20 protein-coding genes are annotated in these 20,294 nt (G+C 51.4%); 5 read left to right on the top strand and 15 right to left on the bottom strand.

Annotated elements, in window-relative coordinates; genetic code table 11:
* The first annotated feature begins 130 nt into the window (after positions 1–130).
* From BLV48_RS02420 to fliS, 5 genes are all read left to right on the top strand, one after another.
* A complete protein-coding gene (locus tag BLV48_RS02420) occupies positions 131–976 on the top strand; it encodes a flagellin N-terminal helical domain-containing protein (protein WP_091822507.1) in 846 nt (281 codons plus the stop codon).
* Between the two features lie 193 nt (positions 977–1,169).
* Entirely contained in the window at positions 1,170–2,009 is an 840-nt protein-coding gene (locus BLV48_RS02425; RefSeq protein ID WP_091822510.1) for a flagellin N-terminal helical domain-containing protein, read from the top strand.
* Between the two features lie 194 nt (positions 2,010–2,203).
* Complete coding sequence (locus BLV48_RS02430; protein WP_091822513.1) at positions 2,204–3,046, top strand: flagellin N-terminal helical domain-containing protein; 843 nt, start codon at positions 2,204–2,206, stop codon at positions 3,044–3,046.
* A gap of 89 nt (positions 3,047–3,135) precedes the next feature.
* Positions 3,136–4,542 (top strand): flagellar filament capping protein FliD, encoded by a 1,407-nt coding sequence (gene fliD, locus BLV48_RS02435; protein WP_091822515.1) that lies wholly within the window; start codon positions 3,136–3,138, stop codon positions 4,540–4,542.
* A 15-nt stretch (positions 4,543–4,557) separates the two neighbouring features.
* On the top strand, positions 4,558–4,938 hold the full coding sequence (gene fliS / locus BLV48_RS02440; protein ID WP_091822517.1) for a flagellar export chaperone FliS: 381 nt from the start codon (positions 4,558–4,560) through the stop codon (positions 4,936–4,938).
* A gap of 45 nt (positions 4,939–4,983) precedes the next feature.
* Here the strand turns inward: fliS and BLV48_RS02445 are convergent, their stop codons facing one another.
* The 15 genes from BLV48_RS02445 to BLV48_RS02515 form a co-directional block, all read right to left on the bottom strand.
* A complete protein-coding gene (locus tag BLV48_RS02445) occupies positions 4,984–7,392 on the bottom strand; it encodes a motility associated factor glycosyltransferase family protein (protein WP_139253871.1) in 2,409 nt (802 codons plus the stop codon).
* Positions 7,393–7,403: 11 nt separating this feature from the next.
* Positions 7,404–7,808 (bottom strand): flagellar protein FlaG, encoded by a 405-nt coding sequence (locus tag BLV48_RS02450; RefSeq protein ID WP_091822523.1) that lies wholly within the window; start codon positions 7,806–7,808, stop codon positions 7,404–7,406.
* A gap of 39 nt (positions 7,809–7,847) precedes the next feature.
* Entirely contained in the window at positions 7,848–8,186 is a 339-nt protein-coding gene (locus BLV48_RS02455; RefSeq protein WP_091822529.1) for a hypothetical protein, read from the bottom strand.
* Entirely contained in the window at positions 8,176–9,066 is an 891-nt protein-coding gene (gene flgL, locus BLV48_RS02460) for a flagellar hook-associated protein FlgL (RefSeq protein WP_091822532.1), read from the bottom strand. The genes BLV48_RS02455 and flgL overlap by 11 nt, the downstream gene beginning before the upstream one ends.
* Positions 9,067–9,083: 17 nt before the next feature.
* On the bottom strand, positions 9,084–11,096 hold the full coding sequence (gene flgK / locus BLV48_RS02465) for a flagellar hook-associated protein FlgK (RefSeq protein ID WP_091822536.1): 2,013 nt from the start codon (positions 11,094–11,096) through the stop codon (positions 9,084–9,086).
* Positions 11,097–11,167: 71 nt separating this feature from the next.
* A complete protein-coding gene (flgJ, locus tag BLV48_RS02470) occupies positions 11,168–12,238 on the bottom strand; it encodes a flagellar assembly peptidoglycan hydrolase FlgJ (protein ID WP_091822539.1) in 1,071 nt (356 codons plus the stop codon).
* A 1-nt stretch (position 12,239) separates the two neighbouring features.
* Positions 12,240–13,334: a flagellar basal body P-ring protein FlgI gene (locus tag BLV48_RS02475; RefSeq protein ID WP_091822883.1), complete on the bottom strand. Its 1,095-nt coding sequence runs from the start codon at positions 13,332–13,334 to the stop codon at positions 12,240–12,242.
* A gap of 29 nt (positions 13,335–13,363) precedes the next feature.
* Positions 13,364–14,044, bottom strand: a complete 681-nt coding sequence (gene flgH, locus BLV48_RS02480) for a flagellar basal body L-ring protein FlgH (protein ID WP_340147925.1) — start codon at positions 14,042–14,044, stop codon at positions 13,364–13,366.
* A 21-nt stretch (positions 14,045–14,065) separates the two neighbouring features.
* Positions 14,066–14,851, bottom strand: coding sequence for a flagellar basal-body rod protein FlgG (flgG, locus tag BLV48_RS02485; RefSeq protein ID WP_091822542.1), 786 nt, complete (start codon positions 14,849–14,851; stop codon positions 14,066–14,068).
* Between the two features lie 18 nt (positions 14,852–14,869).
* On the bottom strand, positions 14,870–15,613 hold the full coding sequence (gene flgF / locus BLV48_RS02490) for a flagellar basal-body rod protein FlgF (RefSeq protein WP_091822545.1): 744 nt from the start codon (positions 15,611–15,613) through the stop codon (positions 14,870–14,872).
* A 119-nt stretch (positions 15,614–15,732) separates the two neighbouring features.
* Positions 15,733–17,685, bottom strand: coding sequence for a flagellar hook protein FlgE (locus BLV48_RS02495; protein ID WP_091822547.1), 1,953 nt, complete (start codon positions 17,683–17,685; stop codon positions 15,733–15,735).
* Between the two features lie 29 nt (positions 17,686–17,714).
* Positions 17,715–18,398, bottom strand: coding sequence for a flagellar hook capping FlgD N-terminal domain-containing protein (locus tag BLV48_RS02500; protein WP_091822550.1), 684 nt, complete (start codon positions 18,396–18,398; stop codon positions 17,715–17,717).
* A gap of 21 nt (positions 18,399–18,419) precedes the next feature.
* Complete coding sequence (gene flgC / locus BLV48_RS02505; protein WP_091822552.1) at positions 18,420–18,854, bottom strand: flagellar basal body rod protein FlgC; 435 nt, start codon at positions 18,852–18,854, stop codon at positions 18,420–18,422.
* Between the two features lie 2 nt (positions 18,855–18,856).
* Positions 18,857–19,255, bottom strand: a complete 399-nt coding sequence (gene flgB / locus BLV48_RS02510; RefSeq protein WP_091822555.1) for a flagellar basal body rod protein FlgB — start codon at positions 19,253–19,255, stop codon at positions 18,857–18,859.
* A gap of 194 nt (positions 19,256–19,449) precedes the next feature.
* Entirely contained in the window at positions 19,450–20,289 is an 840-nt protein-coding gene (locus BLV48_RS02515; protein ID WP_091822558.1) for a CheR family methyltransferase, read from the bottom strand.
* Positions 20,290–20,294: the final 5 nt, after the last annotated feature.

Raw genomic sequence — 20,294 nt, forward strand, 5'->3', positions numbered from 1 at the left:
GGTATTTTTTTAGCTGTGTGCCGGGCGATAACGAAAATCTCTCAAGCTTTACTTTTTGCTGCCGCTAACTTCTGTACAAGGCTATCAGCCCACGATTTAAAGTACGAATGATCGTCTGAAGGAGACCGTCATGGCCAGTGTAGTTAATACCAACATTATGTCACTCAACGCGCAGAACAGCCTGTCGCGTACCAACAGCTCACTGCAGACTGCCATGGAGCGCCTGTCTTCTGGTTTGCGTGTCAACAGCGCCAAGGACGATGCTGCGGGCTTGGCAATCTCCAACCGCATGACCTCACAGATTCGCGGTATGACCGTGGCACAGCGCAACGCCAACGATGGCATCTCCGTTGCTCAGGTTGCGGAAGGCTCCATGCAAACCATCACCGACACCCTGCAGCGCATGCGTGACCTGTCAGTACAGGCGGCTAACGATGGTGGGTTAAGCGATGGTGATAAAGCGAAGCTGAACACCGAGTTCCAGTCACTGAGGGAGGAAATTGGCCGTATTGTTGACAACACAGATTACAATGGTAAAAAAGTACTCAATGGTGATATCGATGCTGCAGTGTTTCAAGTGGGTTACAGTACGGCATCAGACAATCAGATCAGTGTCACTATTGGTAGTCTCGCTACCGCATCCGGAGTTGCAAGCGCCCTAAACTCTGGCACTTATAAAATATCCGGCAGCACCTCTGCTGTTCTTGCAACTATTAATGCTATTGATGCGGCAATCGCTACCATTGATACCAAACGCTCTGAACTGGGTGCCATTCAAAACCGCTTCAGTGCCACTATCGACAACCTGTCAAACGCGATCGAGAACCAGAGTGCTGCGCGTTCACGCATTGTGGATGCTGACTTTGCGGTAGAGACTGCCAACCTGAGCCGTTCCCAGATTCTGCAGCAGGCCGGTACCTCAATGTTGGCACAGGCCAACCAGGCACCTCAGTCTGTATTGAGCTTGCTGGGTTAATTCGCTCGGAATACCAAGCTTAAACACCTCAGCACAGATACCCGCTCACCCTGTCGGTCGGCGGGTATTTTTTAAGCTGTGTGCCAGGCAATAACGAAAATTTCTCAAGCTTTACTTTCTGCTGCCGCTAACTTGTATACAAGGCAATCAGCCTAGGATTTAAAGTACGAATGATCGTCTGAAGGAGACCGTCATGGCTAGTGTAGTTAATACCAATATTATGTCACTCAACGCGCAGAACAGCCTGTCGCGTACCAACAGTTCACTGCAGACTGCCATGGAGCGCCTGTCTTCTGGTCTGCGTGTCAACAGCGCCAAGGACGATGCTGCGGGCTTGGCAATTTCCAACCGCATGACCTCACAGATCCGTGGTATGACCGTAGCACAGCGCAACGCCAACGACGGCATCTCCGTTGCTCAGGTTGCGGAAGGCTCCATGCAGACCATCACTGATACCCTGCAGCGCATGCGTGACCTGTCAGTACAGGCGGCTAACGATGGCGGTTTGAGTAACAGTGATAAAAACAAGCTTTCTACCGAGTTTAACTCACTCAAGGAAGAGATAGACCGTATTATCAAAAACACTGACTACAATGGCAAAAAAGTCCTCAATGGTGAGATCAGTGGTGCTGTTTTCCAGGTGGGCTACAGTACTGCAGCTGACAACCAGATCAGTGTTACCATTGGTTCAATAGCAAGTGCTGCCGGTGTAACAAGCGTTTTGGCGAATGCAATCAGCATTGGCTCCGGCGGTGACGCACTCGAAGCAATCAATGCCATCGATGCGGCCATTGCTACAATCGACACCAAACGTTCTGAACTGGGTGCTGTTCAGAACCGCTTTAGTGCCACCATCGACAACCTGTCAAACGCGATTGAGAACCAGAGTGCTGCGCGTTCACGCATCGTGGATGCCGACTTTGCGGTTGAAACTGCCAACCTGAGCCGTTCCCAGATTCTGCAGCAGGCCGGTACCTCAATGTTGGCGCAGGCCAACCAGGCTCCTCAGTCCGTATTGAGCCTGCTGGGTTAATTCGCTCGGGATACCAAGCTCAAACACCTCAGCACAGATACCCGCCCACCCCTTCGGTTGGCGGGTATTTTTTTAGGTGTGTGCCAAGTGATGACGCAAAACCACTCAAGCTTTACTTTTTGCTGCCGCTAACCTCTGTACAAGGCAATCAGCCCACGATTTAAAGTACGAATGATCGTCTGAAGGAGACCGTCATGGCCAGTGTAGTTAATACCAACATTATGTCACTCAACGCGCAGAACAGCCTGTCGCGTACCAACAGTTCGCTGCAGACTGCCATGGAGCGCCTGTCTTCTGGTTTGCGTGTCAACAGCGCAAAGGACGATGCTGCGGGCCTGGCAATTTCCAACCGCATGACCTCACAGATCCGGGGCATGACTGTAGCACAGCGCAACGCCAACGACGGCATCTCCGTTGCTCAGGTTGCGGAAGGCTCCATGCAGACCATCACTGATACCCTGCAGCGTATGCGTGACCTGTCAGTACAGGCGGCTAACGATGGTGGTTTGAGTGGTGGTGATAAAGACAAACTGGCAACTGAGTTCAACTCTTTACGGGAAGAACTCGATCGCATCATTAAGAACACCGATTACAACGGTAAAAAAGTGCTCAATGGTAGTATCGCCAATGCTGTGTTTCAGGTTGGTTACAGCACTGCTGCTGACAACCAGATTAGTATCACAATTGGCGCCATAGCAGGCTCTACAGGCATGTCTGCAGTTCTGGCAAGCGGGACAATCAGTATCGGTTCAGCAGGCAATGCCCTGACTGCAATTGAAGAAATCGATAATGCCATTGCCATGATCGACACCAAACGCTCTGAGCTGGGTGCCATCCAGAACCGCTTTAGCGCCACCATCGACAACTTGTCAAACGCGATCGAGAACCAGAGTGCCGCTCGGTCACGCATCGTGGATGCCGACTTTGCAGTAGAGACTGCCAACCTGAGCCGCTCCCAGATTCTGCAACAGGCTGGCACCTCGATGTTGGCACAGGCCAACCAGGCACCTCAGTCCGTATTGAGTCTGCTGGGTTAAACCAGAGCATCCGGCCTGACAGAGTTGAACAAGTGCCTGTATACTGAAGTCAGCGTACGGGCGCTTTTTATTTTATACGGAGGTTGATTATGGCAATTTCACTTAGTGGTATTGGCAGTGGCCTTGATATCAAAGGCCTTGTATCTCAGTTGGTACAGGCAGAAGGCGAAGCCAAAAACAACGCCCTAAACCGCCGCGAATCAAACTACCAAACAGAACTGTCGGCGCTTGGGACACTTAAAAGCAGCTTGAGCAGTTTTAAAGATGCTGCTGCCAAACTGGCCGATGCTGACGACCTGTTGAAAGTCAACGCAACTTCGTCTGATGAAGCAATGTTCACCGCTTCAGCCTCCAGTAGTGCGTCTGCCGGTAATTATGCCGTAGAGGTTCTTAACCTTGCCAAGGCTCAGAAACTTAGCTCAGCCGGTTTCAGCTCAGCCAGCGACAGTGTTGGCACAGGTACAATGACGATCGGCAGTGGAGCCAATAGCTTCGATGTCAACATTGACACCGACAACAACTCGCTGGCCGGTATCCGTGATGCAATCAACAACGCAGCGGATAACAGCAGCGTGACGGCCACAATCGTGAATGTTGATGATGGTGCAGGTGGGACTGAGGCACGTCTGGTACTAACCGCCAAAAACAGCGGTACTGATAACCAGATCAGCATTGACGTTACCGAAGGTGCAGAGCCCGGGCTTTCACAACTGTCATACAGCTATGATGCCGGTGGTGTTGGCAGTGGCGGCATGAACCAACTGGTAGCGGCCGACGATGCACAGATTCGTGTCGATGGCATGCTTGCCACGCGCAGCAGCAACAGTATCAGTGATGTTATTCCAGGTGTGACGCTGGACCTGAAAGCTGAAACCACTACAGCTGTCGGACTGTCTCTGGATGTCGATAAGGATGCTACTCGAGAAAGCGTGCAAGCTTTTGTGAATGCCTACAATAAACTGGCCGATACTTATGACCGCCTGACTAGCTATAATGCGGAGAGTGAATCCGGTGGTGCTCTTCAGGGTGACTTCAGCGCAAGGCAGATCATGAGCGAGGTTCGTAATATATTGCGTACCAATGACTCCAGCAACCCTTACGGTTCACTCTTCAGTATCGGAATGGAAATCGACCAATACGGCAAGATGTCTATCGATGGTGACAAATTCGATGAGGTTTTGAGCGCCCGCCCTGAGGCCCTCAGCAATCTATTGAGCTCTGCAGATGGTATAGCAGGGCAGTTGGAGAGTACTCTAAAACAATCGCTTGAGCTCGGCGGTATCTTTGATAGCAGAACAAACAGTCTGAACCAGTCACTCAAAAAAGTCGAAGACGAGCGCTTGGACCTTGAGGATCGTTTACAGACTCTTGAAACACGTATGCTGAACCAGTTTATCACAATGGATACGCTCGTTGCTCAATATAATAACACCGGGAATTATTTGGCGGGGCAGCTTGCTGCATTGCCCGGTTTTGCACCTCAAAAGTCCAGATAAGGTATAGGGTCTAATATGAATGGAATTAACACCTATAAATCAGTGGGCGCTGACAGCGCATCACCACATAAACTGATTCAGATGCTGTTCGACACTTATCTGGTTCGTATTGATCAGGCAATCACTGCGCTCGAAAATCAGAATATGAACGCCAAGGGTACAGCTATATCCAAAGCCCTGGCTATTATCGGTGGGCTCGAAGAAGGACTCGATTTGGAGAAAGGAGGCGAACTGGCCGAAAATCTTCAATCACTTTACCGTTACGTACGTGAGCGGCTGCTGGTTGCTACTGACAAGAACGATGTAGAAGAGTTGAAAAAAGCACGCGATTTGATTTTCCCGATCAAGGACGCATGGGATCAAATCCCTGCAGAATATCATAATCATCAAGAATAATTTAACCGCGCCCCCAGAGCTGAATCATCAGCACGGGGGCAAAACTCAGGACTGATCCGAGCTTTGTAGGTCCAACAGGGTTTCGACCAGGCGAACTCCCTCCTTGTTATCCAGTTCTTTATACCACCGCTTGAGTTTTGCCAGAGCTTGCCTGTCCCCAGGAAAATAGTGCAAATACTCAGTGAGGTGTTCAACTGCATCGGAAGCCTGACCATTGGCCATCAATGCATCAGAGTAGAGACCAAGATAGAACGCATTGATACTCGCCAGCCCCGCCATCGCATCCATGACTGCTTGATGGTAACCAAGCTCACTACACAGGCCGACCATCATAGCCAGAGCCTGCTCTATTATCGGTGATCCCGGCAGGTCCATGACTGGAATTAATTCAGCCAGAGCTGCTTCTGGCTTGTCTTCCATTTGGTAAAGGGTTGCAGCAATCAGTGGAAGGTAGTCTATTGCACCTTCCGTCGCACTCAGTGACTCATACAAGAGCTGCAAGGTTTCAATGTCTTTTTTATCCTTAAGATACTGTACCCTGGCCGGTAGCGCATGAAGATTGCTGGCCTGACTTTGTTGAGCCAAAGCCAGAAGCGAGTCCCTGTGTAATTCCTCTTCATAAGCTTGCCGTGCCTTTACAAAAGGATCTTCCCCTTTACCTGCAGGCACAAGACAAAACGCACGCCCTGGCTCATTTCGCTCAATCCATTTAAGTGCCAGTGCCTGTTGCTCCTCAATCGATTCATTGAGCAACGATTGTTCACGCAGGCGTATACGCACAGATTCCAGGCCAGCCTCAATATACTGTTGTAACCGTTTCGCACCTTCTTCCAGGGCTGTGTAATACGTTTCCAAGCGCTGTTTAATTTGCTCAAGCCGGAGCTCATCATCATCGGTAAACGTCTGTGCCATTCGCAAAAGTGCACGCACCGAGAGCGTTTTAACCATTTTGAACAGCTCTGGATGCTCTTCTGACAGTTTCTTGTCCAGCCCTTCCAACTGTAGCTTGCGCTGAGGGTTGATGTATTCCCCCTCATACATATCGTTGTGGTGCTCCTGTGCTCTATCCAACAAGACCAAAACTTCAACGATCTTGTTTTGAGCTTCACTCAAATCCTGTTCAAGTGATCGTAACCATTGCCTTTTATTCCCCTGCTTGGGCTGCGGCAGATGTAGTCTGTCCACCAGCAGTGATAGATTGAGTTCTAGTTCAGTTGGTGATTGAAATTGAACACCCTCTATACGAGCGGCACCAGATGATATGTTAACCACCCGAACCCCTTTCTCCATTAATGTTTTTGCCTGCTGAGCGATGTTACGTGCCGCTGAAGCAAAATCAGGAGTAGTACAGGCCTGCTGTCCTCCATTTGTCTCAAGTACCAGACTGGAGAGATCCGTTTTTGGCCCCGCGGCTCTTTCCCTGCTACCTTTCGCGTGAGTGTAACCTTCCGGCGTAAAGCACAAATCAACGCCTGCAAGCAGAATATGTTGACTTCCAAGCCATGCAGCAGCGGCAATAGCCGAGTTCGTTACGGTGGGCCCACTCCCGTTAAAGAGGCACTTGGGGTTCAGTTCAGACTCCCACGGCAGCAACGGTCCCATGAAATATTTGCGATGAGGCCATTGTGACAGCAGCCTGGGGCTAACGTGATACTGGTTAATAAAAACAGTTCCAGGACCCAGTTTCAGCATATCCTTGCTGACTTGATAGCTGATATCGTGCGGATCTACTGAAAACACAAAATCGGGCTCAAGACCCACCTGCATTAACCGTCCAGCAATTCGAGAAACAGCAAAGACAACCAATTGCTCGCGATGTGACTCTATCCAGTCCAGATGCTCATCCAAACTGGGACCACCACCCAGTATGATAACAGTTCTGCCTTTCAAGCAGCCCTTGATGTCTGAAATAGGATTCTCATTATCCGCGCAATTCTGCAATTGACGTTGTACAAAGGCATCCTGTCCAAGAGAAACAAGGCTATTCCAGCGCAGCTCATTAATGTAGCTACTGGCATCCCAGTACTCAGACCGGTATTGACCTACAAACCCATATTCTGCCGAAAGAGAACGCTTGAGGAATACACCATCCACATACAGGTAATTAACAATACCGGCGTTTTGTGACGCCTCTACAAACTGCTCTGAGTCCACGAGGGATATCCGATCCTCAGCCAAACTCAGGTCGACTGTTGTTACTACCTGATTCAGGATTTCCGATGGTTCAAGAAAGATATAACGTGTACCGGCCGGCAACCCGCGATCCAATATGTAACGGATAATATTGCCCGAGTCAGAGCCAACAAAGATGATCAGTGAATCTTCACGCGCCAGTAGCTTTCCAAACTCACGCTCTATACGCTCCCAGGCACTTTCTCGTTGAAACATGTCCCTGTTCACGGCGTAAAGATACTGTTCTCCAAGCTGGTTGGTGAGCATCTCGTTATGGCTCAAAACATGCGTCCTTATACCTTGCTCTCGACCAGTAAACCGGTTGCATCCCCAAAAAACTCTTCAGACAAGTCTTTCATGCGCTTCATAAGCTCAAGTACTTCTTCTGTGGGAATTTGCCGGATTGTTTCTTCATTGTCTTTATTGACGACTTTCAGAACAACCTGTGATAAATCTTGGTCGATGGATATCTGAAGCCCCCGATTACTGACGGTTTCTACAAACTCACTTAGCTTTTCGACAGCATCCTGTACCGCTTTGGGGTCAGCTTTTTCAGTAGGTTCGACGGTATACCGTGGAGATTCAGGGTTCTGCTCCGCACTACCGGTTTGCCTGACCTTTTCTGTTTGGGCATTACCATCCATGCCTGTCAGTTTTTGGACCCCGCTATTTACCGCAACACTGTTGTTAACGTCCATAGGGCACACCTGTATTAATTTGTATCATCTAAAGCAAGCTCACCGGAAGTTCATGTACTCACCGGCAACATTGCGCCGTTTCTTAAGTAGTTCAATATCTTGTTGTAGTGCTTTTCTCTTTGCAGTCAACAAAGCCTGATTATCATTATCAAGTTTTTGCAGCACATGGAGGCGACTCTCAAATTGCTTAACATCAGCCCAGTCGATAAGACGGATACTGAAGTCTCTGATTTTCTCTATTTCAATCAGTTCTTCGATTTGTTCATCCGTTAACGCCTCGGCATGAGCAAGTATACTCGCCTGCTGACGCCCACACTCAAGGGCTGTTTCAATCAGCGTCTCCGTGTCTGCCTGCTTTAGCACTGATTTATCCAACATAATTGAACAAGCTCATCTGTTGGACCTTACCAAAGCTCTGATAGGCAGCCTGCAGTGCAGTGGACTCAAGCGACAGTTGGCTGATGGCTTCATAATAGTCTGTATCTGCAAACAGGGAGCGTGTTGACTCGGTGAACGTTTGAAGATCAGTCAGGTTCCATTCCTGATCTTCAAGTACACGCAACCTGGAGCCAAGCTGTGCCTGTTGGCTGACAATGTTTTCGTACCAGCCGTTGACGCCCTGAGAGGCTGCAGAGGGGTCAGTGCCTGATTCCAGAGCCGTCTTCAGGTCCAGAATCTGGTTCAGGACATTATCCGTACTATCACCAAAAATTGCGCTTCCCGGGTCTGTGGACTGGATCGTTGAATTCTCACCGATATCCAAAAAACGCTCCCCAGAATCGCCTTGGTATTCGTAAGCAGTACCGCCCGCATTCAATACATAAGGCTCGGTATCTCCACGATAGCCAGCAAACATATACTCGCCCTGAGCATCCTGAGTATTCAGAAGCCCTTTGACATGATCCAGGATTCCATCCAGCTCACTAGCAAGTATCTGCCGGTCATTATCTGACATGGCACCACTGTTGCCTCGAATCGCGATTTCCTGAACACGTTGCAGGCTGGTCACGACCGAGGCAACCGTCGTTTCTTCATAGCTGAGACGACGCTCGGAAACCGAAATGTTTTCCCTGAACTGCTCGGTACGGGCGATAACACGATCAAACTTCATGATCTGTGTTGTCGCCAATGGATCGTCGGATGGCTGCTGCAGTTTTTTACCAGTAGATAATTGTTGCTGCAGCTTGTAAAGCCGTGAGTTGGCTTCGCTGATGTTGGTTTCATTCTGCGAGTAGAAGAGATTGGTTGATAGTCTCATAATCGTTTTCTCCTCTCTCAAACAGCCTGGATAAGGGCGTCAAAGATGGTTTGTGATGCACTGATAATCTGTGCAGATGCCTGATATGCCTGTTGAAACTGGATCAGCCTGACCGCTTCCTCATCAAGGCTAACACCACTGACAGACTCCCTTTGAGCTATTGTGTTGCGCAGTACCGCTTCAGAGGCACTGCGGTCCATTTGTGCCACTTTGGTATCTGTTCCGACCCTTTCGATCAACCGGCCATAACTGTCCTGATAACTGCCTTCAAGTGTTGTTGCCTGCTTCATCAAGTCAGACATCACCAAGCCGTTACGGTTATCGGATATACCAATACTTGAGCCATTTGCACTGAAATTATAGCCAACAGTAAAGGTATCATTGTCCTGTACCTGTCCACTCAGCCCCACTTCCAGCATGGTTCTGCCTGTCGCCTGATCGGTTAGTTCAAGCCTATCAGGCTGTGCAGGATCGACGGTGACCGCCCAGGTTGTTGTACTGCCGTCTGTATCCGTAACCGTCCAAGCAGGAACAAGCGAGCTGTCATACTCAAGTGTAAGGGGTAGCTTGGGAAAGACATTACGAGGATCTGTCTCTGTAATATCATCGATTGTACTGACGCTGACGTTTGCCGTAGCTGTCCCCGCATTCCCGGTTGAAGCGGAAATGGTCACGGGTGAGGCCAGTGCCAAGTCTCGGCCATCGAGTATATTCAGTTCTATGTCATCTGCACCGGTTCGTACCGGGCTAATCATCATTTTCTCATTGGACGCGAAGGGGCCGTTACTATTCGCATCCAACCTGAAACCATCCACCTGGAGGCGCAACTCGCCATTAGCCGGGTCAAACCAGATTTCATTCTCGGCATCGACATCAGCGGCGCTACCCGCATCTGTGAAGCTGTTTTGTGTCCAGCTTTTACCATCACTAAGCCGCGTCAGGCGGAAATCATCTTGTCCGGTAAATACCAGCTCGTATTCACTTGCCCGCAGTTTTGAGCTGTCAGTGATGCGCACGTCACCCGTAGCGTCAATACGTGACCGAAAGCGCGACTCCATGAGTTCGGCTGAGTTGATATCATTATAGAGCCTTCTACCCATTTCACCGTCGTAGTCGATACCTTTTTGATGCTGTGCGTTCATGGTATCGGCGAAGGTGATCGCCAAACGCCCCAGTTCGTTCAGGCTTCGATCCATGGTCTCACGACGATAGGTAATCAGACCTCCCAGTTCACCACCTGTCAGCATGTCAGTAATGACATTCTCTTTACCCGCAATCACCACCCCAACCTCGTAGCGCGATGGATTGAATTCATTCTCACGGGCAACGAATTCATACGCTGACTGCCCCACAACAAGTGGCTGACCGTTGCCTACAAATACACTGAACTCACCATTGGACTGTTCGATGACCTTGATGTCCACCAGAGACGAAAGCTCTTTAACAGCCTCATCACGCTGGTCTTTCAGCTCAAACGCATCTTTGCCACCAGCTTCAGCGATACGTATGCGGTCATTCAAATCGGCTATTTGACCTGCAGAAACAGAAACCTGCTCTGTAAGCTCGCGTATTCTTGTATTAACTGTTTCGTTGATCTGTGCAACACGGTCGTGAAGGTCATGGTAACGGCGCACAAGAGCACCCGCCTCTGCCAGAAAAAGTTCACGATTTGTAAGCGAAATAGGGTCATCGTTGGCGGCCTGAAGCGAAGCAAAATAGTCATCCATTTTTACCGTCAGGCTGGTGCTGTCGCTGGCCAACAGATTGTCCAGCTGGCTAGCCAGCTCTTCGTATGCCTTGGAAGCCTCAAATCGTGAGTTGTCACTCCACAGGCGAGCCGTAATGTACTGGTCCGCTATCCGAGCAACATTGTCCTGAACGACACCACCGCCTTCCAGGCTGTTGAACTGGGCAATTTGTCGAGTATATCCAGGTGTATTGAGGTTCGTAATGTTATTACCGACCACACCCAGTCCAGACTGAGCGGCGCGTGTACCTTGAACTCCGAGTGATAGCAGGCCATATGACATTACGATGTTGCTCCGTTATTTGTGCGGTGCCACGCACCTTCACCGTTTACTGTGTTGTTATCGGCCAACAATCAGCCCTCTTTAGCGCCACGGCCCAAACCAGCCAGCAGATCACCGCTGAAAATACGTTCTATCTTGTTGGCATATTCAGGATCGGTGGCATAACCGGCGTTGTGCAGTTCACGTACAAAGCGGGTCGGGTCTGCACCCTGTTCCAGCGCCTGTTGATAACGCGGGTTGCTGCGCAGAAAATCAACGTAGTCGCTGAAGCTATCGGCATAGCTGTCATAGGCACGAAAGCGGGCCTGTTCCTTCTCGGGTACACCGCCACGGTATTCCAGCGTTTGTACCTTCGCGGTATCACCTTCCCAGCCGCGGTGAGCCTTGATATTGAACAGGTTACGGCTACTCTCACCGCTTGTTGCATCACGGGTGATGAACTTGCCCCAGCCGGTTTCAAGCGCAGCCTGCGCCAGCAGCACATTAGGGTTTACACCCAACTCTTTCCCCGCTTGCTCGGCCAGCGGCATCAACTTCTCAATGAACTCGGCTGGCGTTTCAAATCGGGCCGGCAGAGTTTCTTTCACAGCTGCGGTTTCGGAGTCGGCCTTGTCCTGATCGGTCAGTTCCTGGGCTACAGGTTGAACCATATCACTGTTGCCTTCCTGCTCAGACTCACTGGCTGATGGTGCACGGTAGTTTCCAGCCGGTGCTTGCGGCAGCGGCCCGCCACCAAAGGCGCGTGACAGCATCTGTTCAGTCATTGACTGCTGGTCACCTTTTTCTTCATCTTGCCCCGGTGCCACGACAGGCGCGTGTTGCTGACTCAGCTGTTTGACGATGATATCGGCCAGCCCGATGCTGTCCTTTTTCGACAGATCCAACGTCAGCTGCTGGTCAAACATCTCCTGATAAAACTTTACGTCACCGGAGTTGAACGGGCTGTCTGACGCCAACACGTCACTGGCCTGGCGCATGCTTTTGAGCATCATGTTCATGAACAGCTGCTCAAACTCCTGCGCGACGCCTTGCAGGGCGGCTTGTTGGTCATTGCCAGCCTGAGTTTTCAGCTTTTGCAGCTGGTTCAGGTCAGTAAAAAGCGCCGCTTGTGAAGGTGTAAGCCTGCCGCTGTCGATCGCCATATCAGATCACCACCAGTTCAGCCTTGAGCGCTCCGGATTGTTTGAGCGCTTCAAGGATTGCCATCAGGTCACCGGGCGCTGCACCTACCTGATTGACCGCTTCAACAATGTCGCTCAGGGTTGCACCCGGCGCAAACTCGAACATGCGGCCCGAGCCTTCTTCAATCTCAATCTCGGTACGTGGTGTCACCACGGTATTACCACCGCCAAGTACATTGGGCTGAGCAACATCCAAATTTTCGGTAATGGCAACGGTCAGACCACCATGCGTGATGGCCACCGGCGATACCCGCACGTTCTGACCGATGATGATGGTGCCGGTACGGGAGTTGATGATGACCCTGGCTGTTTCTTCACCGGGCTGGACTTCGAGGTTCTCCAACACAGAAAGGAACGAGACCCGCTGTGACGGATCGCGCGGAGCTCGCACACGAATAGAGGCTGCATCGAGTGCCTGTGCCATATCAGGCCCCAGCAGGTTATTGATCTGCTCGGCCACTCGACGAGCGGTAGTAAAGTCCGGATGGTTGAGGTTGAACATCAAGCTGTCACCCTGTGCAAACGCATTGGGCACTGTGCGCTCAACAGTCGCACCGTTGGGAATCCGCCCGACACTGGGCACGTTCAGAGACAAGCGCGAGCCGTCACTGCCCTGTACACCGAAACCGGACACCACCAAGTTACCCTGTGCTATGGCATAGACATTGCCGTCAGCACCCTTGAGCGGCGCCATCAACAGACTGCCGCCACGCAGGCTTTTGGCATCACCAATGGTGGAAACGGTGACATCAATCGGCTGACCCGGTTTGGCAAAAGGAGGCAAGTCCGCATGGATCGCCACTGCTGCAATATTCTTTGATTTCGGATCAACATTGGGTGGAATCGCCACGCCGAAATTGTTCAGCATGTTACGGAATGTCTGTGAGGTAAAACTGGTTTTGTCACCAGTACCGTCAAGCCCCACTACCAGACCATAGCCCACCAGCTGGTTGGTACGCACACCCGCGACGCTGGTGATATCCTTCAGCCGTTCAGCCTGCACAGGAGCAGCCAGCAGGGCCGACAGAGACAGTAACAGCAATCCAAGTCGAAACATTTTATTCATGGTGTTCTCCTCAGAAGCTCTTAAAACGGCCACAACGGACTGATAAAGAAGCGTGCCAACCAACCCATAACGTTTGCGTCATGAGTAGCTCCGGTGCCGCTGTAGGTAATGCGAGCATCAGCAAGGCGTGTAGACTCGATACTGTTGTCAGGTCCGATATCCTGTGGCCGCACCAGACCACTCACGCGGATATATTCATCTCCCTGATTCAGGGTCAGCCATTTTTCACCGCGAACCAGCATTGTACCGTTGGGCATCACCTGATGAATGGTCACGGTAATATTGCCACTGAGGCTGTTACGCATATCGGAATTACCCGTGCCTTCAAAACCGCTGTTGCTGTTCATGGAAGCACTGAGAGGGTTGCCGAACAGGGTCAGATCCTGACCCAATACGTTGGGTACACCAATACCGATATTGGTGGTTTTGTCGGTATCGGTTGATGAGCTTTTAGAAGACTGGGTGCGCTCCGTCAGGACCACCGTGATAATGTCACCCACACGATGCGCACGCCCGTCGCTGTACAGATCCATTCCGGTGCCCGCCTGATAGATAGAGCCATTCACCGGTTTGGGTTGCTGCATCTGCGCGGGCTGAATTGGCGCATAATAGGGATTGTCCGGCTTGGGGGCCTTATTGACACATCCCGTCAGCAGCACCAAGCCAAACAATGGCCACAGTCGCAAAAGTCTGGTCATCATTATGTTCACCTTAGCCTGTCATTAGAGCTGCTGGCTAACATAGGACAGCATCTCGTCTGCGGTCGAGATCACTTTGGAGTTCATCTCATAGGCGCGCTGGGTGGTGATCATATCCACAAGCTCTTCGACCGCATTCACATTCGAGCCTTCAAGCATCCCCTGCTTGATGATGCCGCGCCCCTCTTCTCCGGCAAGGCCAACAATCGGCGCACCGCTTGCAGCCGTCTCAATGTACAGGTTCTGGCCTGTTGCCTGCAGCCCCTGAGGGTTAACAAAATCGGCCAATTCCAGCTGTCCCAACTCTTGAGGGTTGGGATCACCCGCTACCGTTACACTCACGGTGCCATCATTGCCCACCGAAAAATTGGTTACCTGGTCCGGCAGGGTGATTGCAGGTTCAACCAGGTAGCCTTCTGAAGTGACCAGACGGTTCTCGCCATCAAGGTGCAACTCGCCATTGCGGGTATAGGCGATGTCACCATTGGGCATGGCAACTTGTAAAAAACCACGACCATTGATTGCCACGTCAAAAGGCTGGTCAGTGATCTGCATGTCACCGGTACGAAACATCTTCTGGGTGCTGACGGTACGGACACCGCTGCCCAGCTGCAGACCAGAGGGCAGCATTGAGTCTTCACCGGTAGCCGCACCGGGCTGGCGACGGATCTGATACAACAGATCCTCAAACTCCAGCCGATCTTTCTTGAAGCCAACAGTACTGACGTTGGCCAGATTGTTGGAAATCACCTTGAGCTGAGTATCCTGTGCACTCAGACCGGTTTTAGCAACATGCAAGGCACCGTGCATGGGTCATACTCCTTAATATCAGCTCAGTGAAAGAATTTCAGACGCAGAAGTAGACATCTCTTCTGCCGTCTTCATCATTTTGACCTGCATCTCGAACTGACGCTGCAGGCCGATCATGGCCGTCAGTTCGGAGATGGCGTTTACATTACTGGCTTCGAGATAGCCCGAACGAAGCTGGGCATTGAGCGCCTGAGGCAAGGGCACATCATTATCGGTGTGCATGAAGCCATCACGCCCCTTGAACAGCTGACCATTTTCCGGCTGTACCAGTTTTATCTGGTCTACCAATGCAATTTCGACCGCATTCTCACCCAGCGGACGGATGGTAATGGTGCCATCATTGCCGATCGTAATATTTTCGGCTGGCGGAATGATGATCGGAATGCCTCCCGCGCCGATCACCGGCAAACCGCTGCCCGTCACCAGCTGGTTGGCGGCATTGATCTGCAGGGAGCCATTACGGGTATACACTTCGTTGCCGTCCGGTCCCTGAATGGCGATCCAGCCATCACCTTCCACAGCCACATCAAGATCGCGACCGGTCTGCATCAGCGTACCGCTGTCCATATCCGTTCCTGGGCGTTCGCTCATGGAGTACACGCGAGACTCGAAGCCCTCACCCAGCACCCGCATGGCACGGGCCTGCTCGAAATCACTTTTGAAGCCGGTGGTCGTGGCATTGGCCAGGTTGTTGGCATGAGCTTGCTGCGCATACATGTTCTCGCGCGCGCCGGTCATGGCGACATACAGCACTTTATCCATCGTTTACTCCGGTAAAACCTTGCCGTTTTAACTGGCTTTACCTTGCATCAAGCAAACTATGTGCCATAAACGAGAAAGCCGGGCATATAGCCCGGCTTGTGGTGTTGATATACCACTGATCAGATCTGCAGAATCGTCTGCGTAATCGCATTCATGGTCTCTAGGGTCTTTGAGTTGGCCTGATAGTTGCGCTGACCTTCAATCAGCTTCACCAGCTCTTCGGACAAATCAACATTGGACGCTTCAAGTGCAGCGGAGCGCAACGTGCCGTTCAAGCCTGTTCCGGGCGGGTTCACAATCGCGTCGCCTGAATCCAGCGTGGCGGCCCACTCGGTATCACCACTCGGCTGCAGACCCGCCTGGTTTTCAAAGGTTGCAACGGCCACAACACCCAGCGACTTGTTCTGTCCATTACTGAACGAAGCCACCATTTCCCCGGTTGCTGAGAACGTCACACCGATCAGATCACCTTTGGTGTAACCATCCTGCAGCGACCCTTTCACGATGGATGCGGAAGCAAACTGAGTACTACCGGTCAGATCCAGTGTGATTTCCGTCAGAGAGTTGGCTGGATCCGCACCCTTAATGGTAAGAGCAGGTACCTGTCCACCAGCCGGAAACGCCTGACCATTAATCTCTCGCAGCAGACCGTTGGTGGGGTTAAACTGGACCAGTATCGGCCCCGGCTCAGTAAGCGTTCCCTTGCCCGGATCCTGTACCTTACCAATATCCAGCAACTCTTCATTGTTCAGGTAGGCATACATGCGATAGTAGCCTCTGTAAGAGTTATCGCCCTGGATTGAAGCATCAGCATCATGCGCAGCAGTGACGTTACCGGTTACAGTTACTGGATAGGGATCGTTAAGCTGGCCAGGCTCTGGAGTGATGTCACCCTCATCTGCTTTAAAGCGCACCTGCAATATAACGTCGCCTGCAGCGTTGGTCGTAGCCTGTATTGATTCTATCGAAGGGTTGTTCTCCAATATACGGGCTTCACGTGCCGCAATCAGCCCAGCAATGCCATCGGCTGTATTATCAGCAGCTGAAACCTGAATTTCTTCCCCTGCCAAAGAAATGGTTCCGCTGCCTGCACCCGGGGTCACGGTATATACGCGGACCTCATTAGCATCACGATAACGGTCTTCTACCGCTGTATTGAGGTTCGCAAGGGTGGCTCCACCCTCTTCCACCAAAACATCACCAGAATCCGTCGCCCACGCTTTCAATTCAAAGCTGAGCTCTCCCGTGCCGGTATCGTATACAACCGTCGAGAGATCGATGCGGTCATCAGCAACTGCCAGTTCATCATAGCCAGTTGTCGCGGGCGAGTTGTCAATCAATCTTCCATTAGCGTCAAAATCCCCTGCCTGAAGCTGGATACCGGATATTTCTGGATAGTTGGTGGGGGTTGTAAGCTGAAAGTTGAGCACCTGTTTGACTGGGCGCTGTTCCGCAAAGTTGTACTTGATAGTGTGCTCATTACCCAAGCTGTCAAAAGTACGGTCTGTCGTTGTCCAGGTAAAAGAACCCGGCTCATCCTTGTTGTATGTCGGTAGAAGAGAGGCCGCATCAGAGCGCGCATCAATATTGAACGACAAATCGATGTTTTCAGTTGCTTTTGGTGGACTTTCTTTCTCAGTGACTGCCATGTTGCCAATTGGTAGCCTGTTACCATCGGCATCAAGGCCATACCCTTGCAGGTATTTCCCGTTTTTGGAAACGATAAAGCCTTCTTTGTCCAGCTCAAACGCACCGGCTCGGGTGTAGGTCACACTGCCCTGACCATCATCAAGCTGGAAAAAGCCTGAACCATTGATCGCCAAGTCCAGGTTGTTGTTGGTGAACTCAATGGTACCGGCACTGAAATCCTGGGCAATATCGGTCACGGTGACACCTGACCCAGGGGTATTGGACGAACCCGCACCGACAACGGCAGTGGCATAGATATCACCAAACTCGGTACGCGATGACTTGAAGCCTACAGTGCTTGAGTTTGCGATGTTGTTACCGGCCACATCCAACATGGCTGTAGATGCTTTGAGACCTGTTACGGCTGTGCTGAAACCTGCCATTGTTATTACCTCGCTAGACTGTGACTGGGTTAGCCCAGCTGTTTCACTTCACTCATGTCAATGGAACCGATGGCCGTATTCACTTTCATGCCAATTCCATTTTGCCCCAGAGTGACGCTGTTGATATTGAAGCCCATGTAGGTGGCCACCTCTTCGTACTCGCCGTCCGCCCCCATAGGAACTTCAGCCACTATCCGGTAGTTACCCGGTGGCACGCCTTCTCCGCCCTGCCACACAAAGTTATGATCACCCTTCGGTTGCGCCCCCATACTGACTTGGTCAATCTGATTGCCGCCCGCATCATAGATGGTGATGCGTACATCATTGACACTGTTCTCCAAACTGACCAGCCCATCCACATAACCTTCTTCCTGATGCAATTGGGCAATATTCGTATTCACGTATGCACGCTGCCCAACCATCGACGAAGCCTGTAACGCTGCCTGACTACTCAGCATTGAGTTACTCATGTTTTCCATGGTCTTGGACAGGTTTTGAATACTTTCCACGTTGCTCAACGTGGAAATTTGCTGCATGAAGTCAGCTGGATCCGCCGGGCTAGTCGGGTCCTGATTCTGCAGCTGCGCGATCAGCAGCTTCATGAACATCTGACTTTCTTCAGACTGAGAATTCAGCGCCTTGGACTGCGCCTGGTTCTTCTGATTGATCTGATCGTAGATGTTGTTACTGCCGACGCCGTTTACATTACTCATGGCGTTATCCTCTTACTGACCTTATTGCCCCAGCGTCAGCGTACGCTGCAGCATCTGTTTGGCCGTATTCATAATATCGGCGTTGATCTGGAACGAGCGCGAGGCTGAAATCATATCCGCCATCTCTTCCACCACATTTACGTTCGGGTACCAGATATACCCGTTTTCATCGGCCATCGGGTGATTCGGTTCGTACGCCATGCGCAGGGGCGAATCGCTTTCAATGATCCCTTTAACATCAACGCCTTGGCCCGGCACCAATGTCTGCAGGTGATCAGGCAGGTGTTCAGTCTGAGCTTCCTTGAGTGCAAACACCGGCTTGCGGGCGCGGTAGGTTTCCGCTTCGCTGGAACTGATGCTTTCCGCATTGGCCATGTTACTGGCGGTGGTGTTAAGCCGCACTGTTTGCGCTGTCATGGCGGAGCCCGCGATGTTGAAAACGTTACTCAACGACATGTTTATTCACCCTTGATTGCACGTGTCAGCCCCTGGAACTTGCTGTTCAGAAACTGAAAGGACGTTTGATAACGGAGCGCATTGTCTGTGTAGCGAGCCATCTCTTCCTGGGTCTCTACCGTATTGCCATCTACTGACGGCTGGTTCGGAATACGGAACATCAGGTCAGCCGCGGCATCCGGTGACAAAAACTCGGATTGATGACCGGATGCCGTTTTCTTCAACGACAGATTGGCGCCAGCGGTTTCACCTTCGAGCACGGCACTAAAATCCAGATCACGGGCCTTGTAGTTGGGCGTATCCGCATTGGCAATATTGTTGGCCAGCACTTCAGCTCGTCGCGCTCTGAGTATCAGGGCGTTTTCATGAATCCCCAGTGCTGAGTCAAAGTTGATCGCCATTGCCGCTTATCCGTTACAGGTTGCTATATCTACAATCAAGCAAGCAACGTGCCAGTAGCGGCAAAAACCCATGATGGGTGGGTTTGGGAAAGTTCGGACAGTTTCAGGGAGGCAATATACAGCGGCAAGCGGCAAGGCTGTACCGCTACAAATAATGCCGAGCGGCAAAGGGCGGCAAGACTGCCGCTCAGTTTTCAGATTGCCTGGTAGATAATACCGGGGCGGCAGTGGATCATTTTATACAAGTCAGACAGGCCTGAGAGAGACTCGGAAGCACCCAGCAGCAGATACCCCCCCGGGCGCAGCTGCTTGTGCATTTTGCGCAGGATTTCGAGTTTTACGTCTGACGAGAAGTAGATCAGCACATTGCGGCAAAAAATCAGATCAAACTGCCCCAGTGAACTGTAAGGCCCAAGCAGGTTGAGGCTTTGAAAGCGCACTCGGCTCTTGATGTGGGGTTTGATACCCCAGCTACCGGTGGGTGATGACTCAAAGTAGCGGTGCAGCCGCTCCTGAGACAGACCACGCCCCAACGCCAGCATTTCATATTCACCCCGTCGTGCCTGATCCAGCACTGTGGTGGAAATATCAGTCGCCAGTATTTCTTCGCCGGACGAAAAAGCTCCGGCATGACTCTGTTTGAACTCGTCAATTACCATACTGATGGAGTACGGCTCCTGCCCGGTGGAGCAGGCCGCAGACCAGATTCGCAGCTTCTGAAAGCGACTTTTCTCATGCAGCTCAGGCAGAAGTTTATTACGCAATATTTCGTAGGGATGAATATCACGAAACCAGAGGGTTTCGTTGGTGGTCATGGCGTCAATCACCTGCTCTTTCAGGCTGTTGCCACCCGCTCTGCCAAGACGCGCCACCAGCTCACTGAGGCTTGAACACCCTTGCTGCTGCATGATCTTGCCCAAGCGGCTTTGGACCAGGTACTGCTTGTGTTCAGCCAGCAGAATGCCGCAGCTTTTTTCAAGAAAGCTGCTGAACTCACGGAATTCCGCTGGTGTAATACTAAAGCTGCTGCTCACCCGGA

This window comes from Marinobacterium iners DSM 11526 (assembly GCF_900107855.1).
GTDB classification, from domain to species: Bacteria; Pseudomonadota; Gammaproteobacteria; order Pseudomonadales; family Balneatricaceae; genus Marinobacterium; species Marinobacterium iners.

Bases quoted from the DNA above. Each gene is read 5' to 3' on its own strand.
- fliS (WP_091822517.1), top strand. From the start codon at position 4,558: ATGAATGGAATTAACACCTATAAATCAGTGGGCGCTGACAGCGCATCA.
- BLV48_RS02495 (WP_091822547.1), bottom strand. From the start codon at position 17,685: ATGGCAGGTTTCAGCACAGCCGTAACAGGTCTCAAAGCATCTACAGCC.
- flgH (WP_340147925.1), bottom strand. From the start codon at position 14,044: ATGATGACCAGACTTTTGCGACTGTGGCCATTGTTTGGCTTGGTGCTG.
- BLV48_RS02425 (WP_091822510.1), top strand. From the start codon at position 1,170: ATGGCTAGTGTAGTTAATACCAATATTATGTCACTCAACGCGCAGAAC.
- flgB (WP_091822555.1), bottom strand. From the start codon at position 19,255: ATGGCGATCAACTTTGACTCAGCACTGGGGATTCATGAAAACGCCCTG.
- flgC (WP_091822552.1), bottom strand. From the start codon at position 18,854: ATGTCGTTGAGTAACGTTTTCAACATCGCGGGCTCCGCCATGACAGCG.
- BLV48_RS02455 (WP_091822529.1), bottom strand. From the start codon at position 8,186: ATGTTGGATAAATCAGTGCTAAAGCAGGCAGACACGGAGACGCTGATT.
- flgG (WP_091822542.1), bottom strand. From the start codon at position 14,851: ATGCACGGTGCCTTGCATGTTGCTAAAACCGGTCTGAGTGCACAGGAT.
- flgL (WP_091822532.1), bottom strand. From the start codon at position 9,066: ATGAGACTATCAACCAATCTCTTCTACTCGCAGAATGAAACCAACATC.
- flgJ (WP_091822539.1), bottom strand. From the start codon at position 12,238: ATGGCGATCGACAGCGGCAGGCTTACACCTTCACAAGCGGCGCTTTTT.
- fliD (WP_091822515.1), top strand. From the start codon at position 3,136: ATGGCAATTTCACTTAGTGGTATTGGCAGTGGCCTTGATATCAAAGGC.
- BLV48_RS02420 (WP_091822507.1), top strand. From the start codon at position 131: ATGGCCAGTGTAGTTAATACCAACATTATGTCACTCAACGCGCAGAAC.
- BLV48_RS02430 (WP_091822513.1), top strand. From the start codon at position 2,204: ATGGCCAGTGTAGTTAATACCAACATTATGTCACTCAACGCGCAGAAC.
- flgK (WP_091822536.1), bottom strand. From the start codon at position 11,096: ATGTCATATGGCCTGCTATCACTCGGAGTTCAAGGTACACGCGCCGCT.
- BLV48_RS02450 (WP_091822523.1), bottom strand. From the start codon at position 7,808: ATGGACGTTAACAACAGTGTTGCGGTAAATAGCGGGGTCCAAAAACTG.
- BLV48_RS02500 (WP_091822550.1), bottom strand. From the start codon at position 18,398: ATGAGTAATGTAAACGGCGTCGGCAGTAACAACATCTACGATCAGATC.
- BLV48_RS02475 (WP_091822883.1), bottom strand. From the start codon at position 13,334: ATGTTTCGACTTGGATTGCTGTTACTGTCTCTGTCGGCCCTGCTGGCT.
- flgF (WP_091822545.1), bottom strand. From the start codon at position 15,613: ATGGATAAAGTGCTGTATGTCGCCATGACCGGCGCGCGCGAGAACATG.